Consider the following 14,835-nt stretch of genomic DNA (forward strand, 5'->3'; position numbering starts at 1 on the left):
AATAACAAGCGTGAACAACTTACTTCAAAGGACAAAAGGTGATAAGGTGATCTGGACGATCGTGTTCTTCCTGTCTGCAGTAAGCTTGTTGGCAGTATACAGTTCAACCGGCTCTTTGGCATATCGGGTTTATAGCGGTCATACGGAGTACTATCTTTTCAAGCAACTCTCCGTATTGATACTGGGTGTTATGATCATCTATTTTGCGCATCGGGTGAATTATACCATTTACTCCAGGGTGGCACAGATAGGTTTTATCCTGTCCATCCCCCTGCTGATCTATACACTGGCTTTCGGTTCCAATCTGAATGAAGCCAGCCGCTGGATCAGGCTGCCGGTGATCAACCTTACGTTCCAAACGTCGGACATTGCGAAGCTAGCCTTGTTCATGTACGTAAGCCGTCAACTGTCACGCAAGCAGTTAGTGATCACAGACTTTAAAAAAGGCTTCCTGCCTATCATCATACCGGTTGGTGTGATCTGTGCATTGATCATGCCTGCGAACATGAGTACGGCATTACTTTTAGGAGCCAGTTGCATGTTGCTTTGTTTCATTGGCCGTGTACCGTTGAAGTTCTTACTGTCGATGGTGGGAGGTGCCATATTATTGATCGTGCTGATGTTCGCAGTAGCAAGTTTAACGGGTTACGGACGTGCGGAAACATGGAAAAAAAGGATAGAAAGTTTTACCAGTAATGAAGCACATGAGGTGCCCTACCAGGTACAGCAGGCAAACATTGCCATTGCAGGTGGCGGTACAGTAGGGAAAGGACCGGGTAATAGTACGGCAAGAAATTTCTTACCGCACCCTTATTCGGATTTTATTTTTGCGATTATTCTTGAGGAGTATGGTATCTTTGGCGCCTTTTTAGTGTTGATTGCTTATCTCGTACTGCTCTTACGAAGTATCAGAATATTCAAGAACTGTCCATACGCATTTGGTGCATTCCTCGCACTAGGTCTGAGTGTTACATTAGTGATCCAGGCATTGATGCATATGGCTGTAAACGTACACCTGCTACCGGTTACAGGGTTAACCCTGCCGCTGGTGAGTATGGGAGGATCATCCGTGATCTTTACGAGCCTGGCCATAGGAATTATACTGAGTGTTTCCAGAAGTGTAGAAGAAACTTCAAAGAAAGAGGTTACCAATGTGGCAGTTGCCGCATAAAGAAAACATAAAAGAAGAAAAACATTGGCATACAAAGTGATCATAGCAGGCGGCGGTACAGGAGGACATATCTTCCCGGCCATTGCCATTGCAAACGCGCTCCGCAAGTTGGAACCGCAGACGGAGATCCTCTTTGTGGGAGCCAAAGGGAAAATGGAAATGGAGAAAGTGCCGCAGGCTGGCTATCCCATCGAAGGATTGGAGATTGCAGGTTTCAACCGCAGCAATATGTTGAAGAACATCCTGCTGCCATTCAAACTGCTGAAAAGCTTACGCCAGGCAAAGAACATCCTTACCCGTTTCCAACCGGATGCCGTAGTAGGTGTTGGTGGTTATGCCAGCTTCCCTATTTTAAGGCAGGCACAGCGCAGGGGAATTCCTACGTTGATACAGGAACAGAATTCCTATGCCGGAAAAAGCAATAAGATATTAGGCCGCAAGGCTGGTAAGATATGTGTGGCATACGAAGGAATGGATAAATTCTTTCCCGCCGACAAACTCCTCTATACAGGTAACCCTGTACGGGGAGCCATTACAGAAAGTGCTGTAACAAGAGAAGAAGCATTACGCCATTTTGGATTGCTGGATGGTAAACCTACCATTTTTGCAGTAGGTGGCAGCCTCGGCGCAAAATCCATCAATGAAGCAATACTGCCTCATCTTGTGGAATTTGTGAATAAAGATATCCAGCTGATCTGGCAAACGGGAAAGCCGTTCTACGATACAGCAAAATCAGCTGCGGCAGCTTTTGCCACACATGTGAAGGTCTATGAATTCATCAATGTGATGGATTTTGCCTACAAAGCGGCAGACACCGTGATATCACGCGCAGGAGCTTTAGCGATTGCTGAGCTTTGCGTAGTAAAGAAGCCGGTGATCTTTGTGCCCTATCCATTTGCGGCAGAAGATCATCAAACACAGAATGCGCTCAGCCTTGTGCATAAACAGGCCGCGCTGATGATCAAAGACGGCGAAGCACAAAGCCGCCTGGTGAATGAAGCATTCAGCCTGGTACAGAACAAAGCACTGATGGACCAGCTGGAGCAGAACATCGCGCCACTGGGAAATAAAAATGCAGACATGACTATCGCCCGGGCAGTGCTTGGGTTGATTAAATAATATGGAACTGAAGAAAATACATAGGATCTATTTTGTTGGTATCGGTGGTATCGGTATGAGTGCGATTGCACGTTTCTTTAATGAGAAAGGTGTGAAAGTGAGCGGGTACGATAAAACAAGTACCGAGCTGACACAGCAACTGGAAGCAGAAGGCATCGACATTCATTATTCAGAAGACCTGGATAAGATCGACAAAGCTGCCGACCTTGTTGTGTATACCCCTGCTATTCCGGCCACACAAAAAGAACTGGTGTATTATCGTGAGAATGGATACGAAGTAGTGAAACGCAGCGATGTGCTGCAGGAGATCACCCGTGAATTGTTTGCTATCACCGTGGCAGGTACACATGGAAAAACAACGGTCTCTACCATGATCGCCCATATCCTTCGTCATACAGGATATGGCTGCAATGCTTTCCTGGGAGGCATCAGTTCCAACTACGGAAAGAATTTCTGGAGCAGCGAAAAGCAGGTAGCAGTGATTGAAGCAGATGAGTACGACCGCTCTTTCCTGAAACTGAGCCCTGATGTAGCTGTACTCACCGCCATGGACCCGGATCACCTGGATATCTATGGTACAGAGCAGGCTGTGGTAGACGCCTTCATTCAATATACAAAGAACATCAAGCCAAACGGCACCCTGCTGGCAAGGCATGGTTTACCACACGGCGCAGCACTGGAAGGAGATAATAAACTTTTCTACAGCCTGCAGAATGATGCCGCCGATATATATGGGAAAAATATCCGCATGGATAACGGAGGTTATGAGTTTGATGTAGTGCAGCAGGATTGGCTGATAGATAATGTGAAACTATATATCGGAGGTATGCACAATGTGGAGAATGCCATTGCGGCTATCGGCGTGGCACATCTCTTAGGCATCAGTAACGAAAAGATCAGGGCAGCAGTAGCTGATTTTAAAGGTATCCGCCGCCGTTTTGAATACCTGGTGAAGAAAGATAACGTTGTATATATAGATGACTATGCACATCACCCGGAGGAATTAAGAGCATTGATCACCAGCGCCAAATCTTTGTTCCGCGGAAAGAAATGTACTGTCATCTTTCAACCGCATCTATTTACCAGAACAAGGGATTTTGCCGATGGATTTGGGGAAACCCTCTCCATGGCAGATGAAGTGATCCTCCTTCCTATCTATCCTGCAAGGGAATTACCGATAGAAGGAGTAACCAGTGAAATGATCGCCTCCCGGATCCATGGCCCGGAAGTGAAGATCATAGAAAGGGATGCGGTAGTAACATGGCTGAAGGACCATCCTTCGCAACTTTTAATCACGGCAGGTGCAGGAGACATTGATCTGCTGCGCGAACCGATACAACATTTATTGAACTGACATGCAAAGCAAAACCAAAATAGCCTTCAAACGTATTGGTATTGCCCTCCTCTGGAGTGGTGTACTGATAGGCTTTATGGTATTGCTTGTGGCCGCAGTGCGGGAAAAGGACCATACAAAATGTAAAGGCCTGAAGATAACGCTCAAAGGAGACGACCGGAATGCCTTTATAGATGAAAAAGATATTAAAGCACTGATCAACAACTCCAAAGACCGTAAGCAAAACCCGGTAGGCATGCTGATCAGCGATATCAATATCGGCAACCTGGAACGTATTGTTGAACGGGACCCCTGGGTTCGCTCCGCGGAACTGTTCATCGACAACAACGAGGTGTTGAATATCGAAGTGGTACAACGCGATCCGCTGGCCCGCGTGTTCACTTTCTCCGGGAATAGTTTTTACCTGGATGAACAGGGAGAGCGCATTCCCGTTTCAGATCGCTTTTCAGCCAGGGTGCCTGTATTTACCGGTTTCCCTACAGATGCCATGCAGTTGAAAAAGGAAGACAGCCTGTTGTATACGCAAATGGGAGAAATGGCCCGCTTCATTGCAACAGATACTTTCTGGAATGCGCAGGTGGAACAGGTGATCATTACAGGAGACAGAAAATTCGAGTTCATTCCCAAGCTCGGCGACCATGTGGTTGTTTTTGGTGAGGGAACGGATATAGCCGCTAAGTTTAACAAACTGCTCGTTTTCTACCGCGAAGGCTTAAACAAAGCAGGATGGAACACTTACTCAAGACTGAACATTGCCTACCATGAAGAGGTGATAGGAACCAGGAGAGATGGCAAGAGCGCACCGCCGCCGCCCATGTACAAAGATTCTACTGTTGCAGATGTAGCGATGGATGATGATGATCACAGTACACCGGCACCGGCCACGACACCTAAACCAGCAGCGGCTAAACCCAAAGCTGACAAACCAGCTGCTACTAAAAAGCCAGCAGCCAGAAAGCCTGAGAAAAAGGCAGAAGGCCCAAAGCCCAAAGCAGTATATAACAAACCTAATCGTAATCGCAACTAAAACAATAAAGTACCATGAATCAGGAAGCTCCCATCATTGTAGGTCTCGACATTGGCACCACGAAGATAGCAGCCATCGCAGGAAGGAAGAATGAATACGGGAAATTGGAAATCCTCGGATTCGGGAAGGCCCCATCATTTGGTGTTCAACACGGTATGGTGTTGAATATCGACCAAACTATCAAGGCTATACGCCAGGCCCTGGAAAACTGCTATGCCTCCAACCCCAACCTGGAGATCAATGAGGTATATGTAGGCATCGCCGGCCATCATATAAAAAGCCTTCAGACGCGTGGTGACATTGTACGCAATGACACAGACGCCGAGATCTCTCAGAAAGACATTGATCAGCTGATCAATGATCAATATAAAACCGTGATCCCTGCCAGCGATCAGATCATCGATGTGATCCCGCAGCAATATATTGTGGACAGCCTGCAGAATATTACCTATCCTATTGGGATGAGTGGTGTGAAAGTAGGGGCCAACTTCCATATCATCACCGGTGATAAGAACGCCATCCGGAACATCAACCGGAGCGTGGAAAAATCCGGCCTCCGTATCAAAGACCTGGTATTGCAGCCGCTGGCATCTGCCGCTGCTGTTATGTGCGATATGGACTTTGAAGCCGGAGTTGCAATCGTAGACATTGGAGGTGGTACAACGGACCTCGCAGTGTTCTATGAAGGCATTCTGAAACACACTGCCGTGATACCATATGGTGGCGAAAACATTACCAACGATATCAAGAACGGCCTGGGTGTTTTAAAAACACAGGCAGAGCAAATGAAGGTACAGTTCGGTTACGCCCTTGCAGACGAAGCCAAGAACAACGCATACATCACTATTCCGGGTCTCCGTGGCCAAAGCCCTAAAGAGATCTCTGTAAAGAACCTCGCACACATCATCCAGGCAAGGATGAGCGAGATCCTGGACTTTGTGGTGTATCACCTGAAACAGATCGGGATGGACAACAAAATGCTGAATGGTGGTATCATCCTCACGGGTGGAGGCTCTCAGCTGAAACACCTGATCCAGTTAACGGAGTATACTACCGGTGTAAGTGCAAGGATCGGTTATCCTAACGAACACCTGGCCAGTGGCCATACAGATGAGCTGACCAAGCCCATGTATGCCACCTGCGTTGGTTTGATCCTGAAAGGCTACAATGATTATGAAAATGACAGAAGAGCACTGGAAGAAAATTATGTGAAGATCAACACCAGCTATTTTGCCAAAGAACAGGCCGCACGCAAAGCAGAAGATGAGGAAGGCTGGATGGAAGAAGAAGAGCCGGATACAGTTGAATCAGCCACTGCAAGGCAGGATAGGAAAGCAAGAGAACGTAATGCATCTCTCAAAGGATTCCTGGACAGGATGAAAACAAAGATCATCGACATGTTCACCGAAGAAGAGGATGCGAAACTGTAATTACGCTATGGCGTGATTGTTGCAATTAATGATGAATTCAAATAAAACGATCAAAACAGCGCGTAGGAACGGTACACCAAATACTAACCCAAAAAAAGAGAAAGAGTCATGATACATTTTGATCTTCCAAAGGAAAAATCCTCAATCATCAAGGTAATAGGCATTGGTGGCGGAGGTAGCAATGCAGTCAACCACATGTTCAGCCAGAACATTGATGGAGTGAACTTCATTATCTGCAATACCGATGCACAGGCTATTGCAAACAGTCCTGTACCCAATAAGGTACAACTGGGACCACACCTGACGCAGGGTTTAGGAGCAGGCGCCAATCCAAGGATCGGCGAACAGGCTACGGAGGAATCCTTTGAAGAAATCAAAAAGATCCTGGAGGTGAATACCAAAATGGCATTCATCACTGCAGGCATGGGCGGCGGAACCGGAACCGGCGGAGCACCCATCATTGCCAGGATCTGTAAAGAGCTGGGGATCCTTACTGTGGGTATTGTTACCACACCCTTTTCATATGAAGGGAAAAAACGGATGCAGCAGGCAGAAGAAGGTATCAACCGCTTGAAAGAATGTGTGGATACTTTACTGATCATATCCAACGACAAGCTCCGTCAGAAGTTCGGTGACCTGAAATTCAAAGCGGCGTTTGAAAAAGCGGATAACGTGTTAGCTACAGCGGCTAAATGTATCACAGATGTGATCAACTCCACCGGTCAGATCAACGTTGACTTTGCGGACGTTTGTACCGTAATGCGCAACGGTGGCGTGGCCATCCTGGGAGCTGCTCTTGCAGAAGGCGAAAACCGTGCACAAATAGCGATAGAAGAAGCATTGACTTCTCCATTGCTGAATGATAATGATATCAAAGGAGCCAAATGGATCCTTATCAATATTTCTTCCGCAGAAGGTGAATTTGAGCATACGCTGGATGAAATGGATACTATCCAGGCCTATGTACAAAGCATGGCCGGTGAGGATTGCGATGTGATCCTGGGTGTGGGCTACGATCAAACACTAGATCGCAATCTGGGTGTTACCATCATTGCTACCGGATTTGAACAAAATCCTATTCAGCAACTGAAAGCTGCTGCAAATCCACAGCAACAGGTAACCAAGGAAGAGCCAAAGATCGTTATGACACTGGGCCAGGAAGGAGATGAAAAGAAAATGCACAACCAGGGCATGCTTTTCTCTGAAGAAGAACCAGAGATCAAGGATGTAATGGCGCCAACATTGGTAGTGCCAGTAGTATCTCACCCCGCTCCTGCTACTTCGTTTGAGCAACCTGCAGCACAACAGCCTGTGAGGGAAACCTACACGTTGAACATTGAGCCTGTTGAACCGGTGAATGTACCACAGCCACAAGCACAACAGCAAGTACAGCAGCCAGCGCAACAACCAGTTCAACCACAGCAGCCAGCAAGCACACCAGCTTCCGGAGGTTATCTTAACCGCCCTTCCAATATCTATGTGGAACCGGTGAATAACAATACGGAAGACCAACCGGAAATGAAAATGGTGTTCAAAGAAGATGCAGCGCCGGTTGTACCGGAACAGCCTGTGCAGCAGCCTGTACAACCTGTACAGCAGCCACAGCAACTGGTACCGCAGCAGGAAGAACCTAACGATGAACAGAAACGTAAGCAACTGGAAAGAGTAGCCAAACTGCGCAGCATCAGTTTCAATGTGAAGAACATGGAAAATAACCAGGAGATAGAAAATGTGCCTGCATACCTTAGAAGGAATGTAGATCTGGATAATGGTGCCGGCTCCGCTGAGCAGTTCTATTCCAGCTACACTGTGGGCAACGACCAGGATAACAAGGCAGAGATCAATACGATCAATACCTTTTTAGATGGCAAAAAACCAGACTGATCTTTTTGAATATTATAAAGTTTGATTGTTTTTTAGTTGTGTTAAAAAAAATCCTCCGATTCCTCGGAGGATTTTTTTATCCCTATAATGTATTCAATATCGTTGTGGCCCTGTTCACCATATCCCCTGCTGTTTTCGCTTTCAGGGCATTGATCTCAAAAGCTTTCAGCACCTTGTCTATTTCCGCACCTTTTCCTTCTGCTCTTAGCACCCTGATCTTTTCATATACCTGGATGCCTTCTATCATCCGCTCAAATCGCATGGACGACCTTGGGCCTGGATAAACCAGGTAAGTATCTCCTGCAGCCCAGGTACGGAAACGGGAGTCCTGCAAGGGTTCTTTTACCCAGCAATTATAGGCCCAACGCAGATAACCGCTGTAATTCCTTGCAGCAGCATGCCATCCCAACCAGGCAGATTCAGCTAAAGGAGAGAAAGTGAAAGTATTAGGATAGCCTTCTGAACAACAGGTATAATAAGTACTAGGCCATCCTTTTTCAAAACGCCATTTGCGCTCTTCTTTCGTGAAATCCTGTCCGGATGCTACACAATAATCATAGATATCATTCACTAACTCCTTATGATAATTACCAGCTAAAGACACTTTGAAGTCCTTATCTACACTGCGGATCAGTTTAATTGCACTCTGCATGGCTTCCATAGGGCGTTCGTCCATGGCAATGCAGGTAATGTCAAACCAACCTTTCGCTTTCAGGTGTTTAGAAAAATCGGCCAGCATCGGACGCCAGTGATCATCATATTCTTTGGTGCCGGGTTTAGCTACTATAAAAGTATCTTTTCCGCTGGCTTCATTGTAATAATAGAATTTCAGGTTCCAGGGGATCATGCTGTAGCAGGCCACCTGTTTTTTAATGCCGGCTTCCTGCATGAAGGCAACCCACTTATCAAATACAGTATAATCAAAATTCCAGGTGCCGTCTTTCTTTTTTGTCCATTTCACCATATCTCCGTAAATATCTTCCGTCTGGCTGTTCCAGGGATCGTAAATAATACTGGCAGTGATCACCTTTTGCCCTGCATTGGCCAACATCTCCATATAGGGTTTCATGGCAGCAAAGTGTTCTTTACTCCACAATTTGGTATTGTGTACCCTTGCAACCGCATAAGGGCTCTGCCAGAGATCCAGGTGAAAAGCCCAGTCTTTAGGTTGTGGTAAAATGCGGTTGGATACCACCACCTCATAGTTGAGCTTTTGCTCCTTCACTTTCACATAACCCTTGTAAACACCTGCAGGCGTTTGAGGAGGAACGGTTACACTTAACCATACAGGCTGTGTGGTATTGGCAGCGATATTAATGGCCGGCATAAAATCAATACCATCTGCCACCAGCGAAGAATCAAAAGAACCAGGAGCCCGGTGTCCGCATCCGCCGCCTTCGCTGTTCAGTTCATCTGTCATCACATAACGAACAAAACCCGGTGTAATGGCGCTCGCCGGGATCTTGTTCCCATTGTTGTCCTTAAGATCAGATTTCTCAATACTTACAGCGGTGAGGGGTTTGGTGGTGTAGATCACAAATTGCGTATGCACTTTCTCTCCCCTCCAGGCTTTGGCGCTCCAGGAGGATCTGAGAGATGAAGCAACAGGTGCATAGTTCTTTTCATAACGAACATCCGCACTTCCGAAGTGGGCATGTACACCTGGTTGAACCGTACTCCAGCTTATGGGATCAATGGGACGCGGATCGGGCAGTTCGCGGTAGTCTGATCGAACACTGTTCTGGGCAAAACCTGCGCAGGACAGCGCCAACAATAAAGTAGTAGCGTAGACGTGTTTTAACATTATTAGCGTTTTTAGGAATTGCTAAAATAATACACGCCACATTAGCAAGCAACCTATTAATCTTCGTATCTGTAACGTTCCTGCACCCTTCTCAACTGAAGATTGGTAACCGGCGCTACCACTAATGGGAACTTCTCGATGGTTACATAACTGGAATCCAGTCCAAAACCACGTTCCTCGGAAAGCCCGATCTTTTTAAGCATGAAGTAAATGCGCATGATGATCCGCTCATGCAGCGGAAGGTCATTATCGTGAGAGAGGAATTTTTCCATAACGATGAACTGGAAGTCGCCCACCACATTGTTTTTACTTAGTGATTCGTAGCGGCTGGTGATATTCACTTCCTTATTACGTACCATATCTTCCACCACCATTCTGAACATCAGGTTGATCCGTTGCTCCACCCTGAACCCAAGGCGGAATTCCACCCTGATCACTTCATTGGGAATAATGGTTTGCACGGTGTATTCGCTCATATATGGTTCATCCACTACATCCACATGTACAAACCAGTAGATATCCGCACGTTTGGGTTTCTTATTAAGAATGGAGTAGATGATCTTGTGTTCTATTTCTTTCGGGTTATCCGCACTACTCATATATACAAGGTGCGTGGCATATTTAGGGATCGTGGTGTCGTTGCTCAGTTCCTGCAAAATAGGCAGGTAATCCTCCAGTTTTACAAATTCCACGTACCTGTTCTTGATCTTGCGGGACCGGAACCAGGAGTACATAACTAGGAAAAGCGCGCCCCCAACGATCACTGTCACATAACCGCCGTGCATGAATTTCACCAGGTTGGCAAAGAGGAAAGAGAACTCAATGGTCAGATATACAACAAGATATAACCCGATCCACAGCAGTCTTACCCTTCGCGTATACAGGTAGAATGCGAAAAGGCAGGAGGTCATTAACATACAAATGGTAATGGACAGGCCATAGGCCGCTTCCATCGCGGAAGATTCCTTAAATATCAAAACGATAGCCACACAACCGGTAAACAACATCAGGTTGATGCCCGGAATGAATAGCTGACCGCGTAATTCAGTTGGGTAATTGATCTTCAGCTTTGGCCAGAGGTTCAGGCGCATTGCTTCGGAAATAAGGGTAAAAGATCCGGAGATCAGTGCCTGACTGGCAATCACAGATGCAATAGTTGCAATTAACACCCCGAATATCACAAACCATTCCGGCATGATCAGGAAGAAAGGGTTCTCTCCATGGAGTGTACCACCACGTTGGGTTAACAACCATGCCCCCTGCCCGAGATAGTTGAGGATCAGGGAAGATTTTACAAATACCCAGGAAACACGGATGTTGCCACGGCCGCAGTGTCCAAGATCTGAATAGAGGGCCTCCGCCCCCGTGGTACAGAGGAACACTGCTCCCAGGATAAGGAAGCCGTGCGGATATACTGCCAATAATTCAATAGCATAATAGGGGTTAAAAGCTTTTAATACGGTGAGGTCGTCTGCAATATGGGAGATCCCCAATATCGCCAGCATACTGAACCAGATCACCATGATGGGGCCGAACATCTTACCAATGGACATGGTACCGAACTGCTGCATAAAGAACAACAGTGTGATGATCACGAGTACGATCTTTACGATCGTCCATTCGCCCAGGTCTTTAAATACAGGCAGCGTGCGTAAACCTTCTACAGCTGAAGTGACCGTGATAGGTGGGGTAATGATACCATCTGCCAATAAAGCGGCCCCTCCTATCATACCAAATATAACCGTCCATTTCCCATGCCGCCGAACCAGGGCATAAAGTGAGAAGATCCCGCCTTCACCTTTATTATCGGCTTTGAGGGTCAGGATCACATACTTTACTGTTGTTTGAAGAGTAAGGGTCCAGATGATGCAGGAGATACCGCCGACCACCAGCAGATCGCTGATTTCGTTGGTTCCAACAATTGCTTTGAACACGTAGAGCGGAGAGGTACCGATATCGCCGTAAATGATTCCCAGTGCCACTATCAGACCGGCCAGGGAAGCTTTATTGAAGTCTTTTACCACGCAGAGTACAATATAAAAGATTAAAGGCAGGTCAAATTTAGTAATAAATACGCATCCGGCGCGTATTATCTCTTTGCCATAAAAAAAGAGGTTGCTCAATATGAGCAACCTCTTTTAAATATTTACCAGTGTGCAACTGTATTAGTTGGCAGGAGCCAGGTCTACAGTATTTGCATCACCAGGAGTGTTTTGTTTGATGAAGCGACCGCGATCGATACCTTGTTTTTCAGCCAGGTAGTCGATTACAGCGTCAACACGGCGAGAGCTCAGATCAACACCACCTTTCTTGCCTTTAGCACCAGCGTGGCCAGTAACCAGGATGTTGCAGGAAGGGTTAGAACGGAGAGTGTTAGCTACGCTACCCAGTACAGCTTCAAAATCGTTAGAGATTTTGGTTGCGCTGCCTTTGAAAGCTACGCTTGGGAAGATCAGGCTAGCGCAGTTAGGCTGAGCTACGATGTTTTTGCAGCACTCAGGATCTGGGCATTTACCTACGCCATCAGCATCAACTGGGAAGCAGTAAGTAGGCGTGATCAGTTGTTTGTCTTTGTAGTCAGGAACACCATCACCATCAGTATCCTTAGCTACACCGTGAGAATCAACGGGAGCACCAGCTGGTGTGTTAGGTTCGCGATCGAATTGATCAGTAACACCATCACCATCAGCATCAGGCAGTACCGGAGTAGGCAGCTTCATGCGGCGTGGGCTGTTCAGCTCGTTGTAAGCGAAATCCAGCGGGTTAACCCACCATAATGGTTCAACACGTTTGTTGGGGTTACCGAGGTTGAAGTTCAGACGAACGGAAGTGTAAGAGAAGAAATCTTTGCTACCATCGTAAGCACCTGCAGTATAGCTGTCCAGGTAATCATCGAAAGGCAGGGTCAGTTTCTCTTCAACACCAATGTTGAAACGTTTAGAAACTTTGAAAGCGATACCAGTACCTAATTCCAGCGCATGACGCAGGAGTTGGTTGTCATCTTTACGACCGATCTGAACACGGTTACCTTGAGAAGGTGCATTTTGTTCATATTCCTTGTCGTGATAATTTTTCAATGCATCGCGGATATCTTTCTTCTTGCCGGTGAAATTGATGTTAGCACCACCAGCACCGTAGTTATATGGTGCATTTCCGGCATTCAGTGCGTCAACGTCAACATCTGCCAGCATCAGACCGTAACCAGCCAAAACGTACCAGTTAACTTTAGGTTGAGCTTTGTAGAACAGGATGTTGCTCAGAGAAGCGATGAAGTCCAAAGACAGTTGGTGTGTTGCTGTTCTGTAAGCAGGAACAATCATACCGCCATTTGCTCCAGCAGTAGCGTTATAAGCACCGCCTACTGTGTTAGGTTTCAATTTGTAATCCAGACCGTAGTCGAAAGATCCAGTATACTCACCTCTGATAGAGAAAGTATGACCGAGGGCTTTTCTCAGGGAGAGACCGCCACCGAAACCGGGAAGAGCCGCAACGTCACCTTTAATAAAGTGGTAACCGCCGTGAACTCCCAATTCCCACATATTTCTCGGCTTGGCCGGATAGTCAGATTGGTTGTTTCTGAAACTGTTGAATTGCGCCATATTCTTCGCGGAAACTTTAGAGGAGTCCAGCGCATCGTATGAGGGCTTAACCTGCGCAAAACCGGGAGATGCTGCCAGAAGAGTCATTGCACCTGCCAGTAGTAAGTACTTTTTGCTTGCCATAATTGTTTTTTTATTTAAAAACTGTTAAAGATTTTACAATTAACGCGTTTTTTACCAAGCAAAGGTAAAAATCCTTAATGAATATACAAATTTTTCTTGCGATTTTATTTGTATTGATAACTCCCTCAAAATTAAGGGCTATTTAAAAGAACACTCGGGTATTATCTACAAATTCGGGGCCAAATTATTAGAATGTGGTATTTTAGGGGTAGCTTAGCGAAGCTTTTTTTAACATATGGAGGAAATTAAACAACTGATTGGGAAGGAATTACAGGATTTCGAAGGAAAGTTTGCAGATGCTGTAAAAAGTGATGTCCCCCTGCTGGACCGGATCATGCATTACATCGTAAAACGCAAGGGAAAGCAGATCAGGCCGATGTTCGTGATCCTTTCTGCCCGGATGTTCAACGCTGAGATCAATGAAAGTACTTACCGGGCAGCTGCTCTTGTAGAAGTATTACATACCGCCACCCTTGTTCATGATGATGTAGTGGACGATTCCCTCGAACGCAGAGGCTTTTTTTCTGTAAATGCACTTTGGAAGAATAAGATTGCCGTGCTGGTGGGGGATTATCTCCTCACCAAAGGCCTTTTATTGTCCCTTAATAATAATGATTATAAAGCTCTCCAGATCCTGTCCAACGCCGTTAGGGAAATGAGCGAAGGGGAATTGCTCCAGATGGAGAAAACCCGGAAACTGGATATTAAGGAAGAGGTCTATTTTGATATTATCCAGCGTAAAACGGCCTCCCTCCTGGCTTCAGCTTGTGCTGCAGGTGCCTGGAGTACCTCAGGCAGTGAAGAGATCACCCAAAAAATGCGCCTTTTCGGACAAAAAGTAGGGATTGCCTTCCAGATCAAAGACGATCTTTTCGATTATGGCTCTGCCAACATCGGAAAACCTACCGGGATTGATATCCGGGAAAAGAAAATGACCCTCCCCCTGATCTACACCCTTCAACATGGATCCGCAGAACAACGCAGACATATAATTAATATAGTAAGGAACCACAATAAGGAAAAAGACAAGGTCAACGAAGTGATCTCCATGGTCAACGAAAGTGGCGGTATAGACTATGCCCGGCAAAAAATGCTGCAATACCGCGATGATGCACTGGCTATTTTACATGAGTTCCCCGATAATAATATACGGGCAGGACTGGAAACACTGGTGAGATTCACCACAGACAGGAAATTTTAAGGTTTTTATCCGTTTTAGCACAAACAATCTTCGATTTAGCGGTCATTGCAGCCGATTATACGCTAATCATCCTTATATTACGGTTACTGAAGACTGATTAGAACAATGGAAGCAATTTCCACA

At 46.2% G+C, this 14,835-nt stretch carries 10 protein-coding genes; 7 read left to right on the forward strand and 3 right to left on the reverse strand.

Annotation, left to right across the window (positions count from 1 at the left end):
* The first annotated feature begins 10 nt into the window (after positions 1-10).
* From BUR42_RS16730 to ftsZ, 6 genes are all read left to right on the forward strand, one after another.
* The gene (locus BUR42_RS16730) at positions 11-1,171 is read left to right on the forward strand and encodes an FtsW/RodA/SpoVE family cell cycle protein (protein ID WP_234979692.1); all 1,161 of its coding nucleotides are present in this window, start codon (positions 11-13) and stop codon (positions 1,169-1,171) included.
* 24 nt (positions 1,172-1,195) lie between these two features.
* Positions 1,196-2,290: an undecaprenyldiphospho-muramoylpentapeptide beta-N-acetylglucosaminyltransferase gene (gene murG / locus BUR42_RS16735; RefSeq protein WP_074240314.1), complete on the forward strand. Its 1,095-nt coding sequence runs from the start codon at positions 1,196-1,198 to the stop codon at positions 2,288-2,290.
* 1 nt (position 2,291) lies between these two features.
* A complete protein-coding gene (gene murC / locus BUR42_RS16740) occupies positions 2,292-3,644 on the forward strand; it encodes a UDP-N-acetylmuramate--L-alanine ligase (RefSeq protein WP_074240315.1) in 1,353 nt (450 codons plus the stop codon).
* 1 nt (position 3,645) lies between these two features.
* On the forward strand, positions 3,646-4,671 hold the full coding sequence (locus BUR42_RS16745) for a cell division protein FtsQ/DivIB (protein WP_074240316.1): 1,026 nt from the start codon (positions 3,646-3,648) through the stop codon (positions 4,669-4,671).
* A gap of 14 nt (positions 4,672-4,685) precedes the next feature.
* The gene (gene ftsA, locus BUR42_RS16750) at positions 4,686-6,101 is read left to right on the forward strand and encodes a cell division protein FtsA (RefSeq protein WP_074240317.1); all 1,416 of its coding nucleotides are present in this window, start codon (positions 4,686-4,688) and stop codon (positions 6,099-6,101) included.
* A 108-nt stretch (positions 6,102-6,209) separates the two neighbouring features.
* Positions 6,210-7,985, forward strand: coding sequence for a cell division protein FtsZ (ftsZ, locus tag BUR42_RS16755; RefSeq protein WP_074240318.1), 1,776 nt, complete (start codon positions 6,210-6,212; stop codon positions 7,983-7,985).
* Positions 7,986-8,067: 82 nt separating this feature from the next.
* Here ftsZ and BUR42_RS16760 read toward each other — a convergent pair whose 3' ends face one another.
* The 3 genes from BUR42_RS16760 to BUR42_RS16770 form a co-directional block, all read right to left on the reverse strand.
* A complete protein-coding gene (locus BUR42_RS16760; RefSeq protein ID WP_074240319.1) occupies positions 8,068-9,789 on the reverse strand; it encodes a DUF4091 domain-containing protein in 1,722 nt (573 codons plus the stop codon).
* A gap of 56 nt (positions 9,790-9,845) precedes the next feature.
* Positions 9,846-11,813 carry a KUP/HAK/KT family potassium transporter gene (locus BUR42_RS16765; protein ID WP_074240641.1) on the reverse strand — a complete coding sequence of 656 codons (1,968 nt, stop codon included), beginning with the start codon at positions 11,811-11,813 and terminating at the stop codon, positions 9,846-9,848.
* A gap of 141 nt (positions 11,814-11,954) precedes the next feature.
* Complete coding sequence (locus BUR42_RS16770) at positions 11,955-13,511, reverse strand: OmpA family protein (protein ID WP_074240320.1); 1,557 nt, start codon at positions 13,509-13,511, stop codon at positions 11,955-11,957.
* Between the two features lie 235 nt (positions 13,512-13,746).
* Between BUR42_RS16770 and BUR42_RS16775 the strand changes: the two genes are divergently transcribed.
* Positions 13,747-14,712: a polyprenyl synthetase family protein gene (locus BUR42_RS16775; RefSeq protein ID WP_074240321.1), complete on the forward strand. Its 966-nt coding sequence runs from the start codon at positions 13,747-13,749 to the stop codon at positions 14,710-14,712.
* Positions 14,713-14,835 lie beyond the last annotated feature (123 nt).

Origin of the sequence: Chitinophaga niabensis (assembly GCF_900129465.1) — a bacterium.
Classification (GTDB): Bacteria; Bacteroidota; Bacteroidia; order Chitinophagales; family Chitinophagaceae; genus Chitinophaga; species Chitinophaga niabensis.

What these genes read in the sequence shown, in the direction of transcription:
- BUR42_RS16775 (WP_074240321.1), top strand. Translation starts at nt 13,747, where the DNA reads ATGGAGGAAATTAAACAACTGATTGGGAAGGAATTACAGGATTTCGAA.
- murC (WP_074240315.1), top strand. Translation starts at nt 2,292, where the DNA reads ATGGAACTGAAGAAAATACATAGGATCTATTTTGTTGGTATCGGTGGT.
- ftsA (WP_074240317.1), top strand. Translation starts at nt 4,686, where the DNA reads ATGAATCAGGAAGCTCCCATCATTGTAGGTCTCGACATTGGCACCACG.
- BUR42_RS16770 (WP_074240320.1), bottom strand. Translation starts at nt 13,511, where the DNA reads ATGGCAAGCAAAAAGTACTTACTACTGGCAGGTGCAATGACTCTTCTG.
- BUR42_RS16745 (WP_074240316.1), top strand. Translation starts at nt 3,646, where the DNA reads ATGCAAAGCAAAACCAAAATAGCCTTCAAACGTATTGGTATTGCCCTC.
- BUR42_RS16760 (WP_074240319.1), bottom strand. Translation starts at nt 9,789, where the DNA reads ATGTTAAAACACGTCTACGCTACTACTTTATTGTTGGCGCTGTCCTGC.
- ftsZ (WP_074240318.1), top strand. Translation starts at nt 6,210, where the DNA reads ATGATACATTTTGATCTTCCAAAGGAAAAATCCTCAATCATCAAGGTA.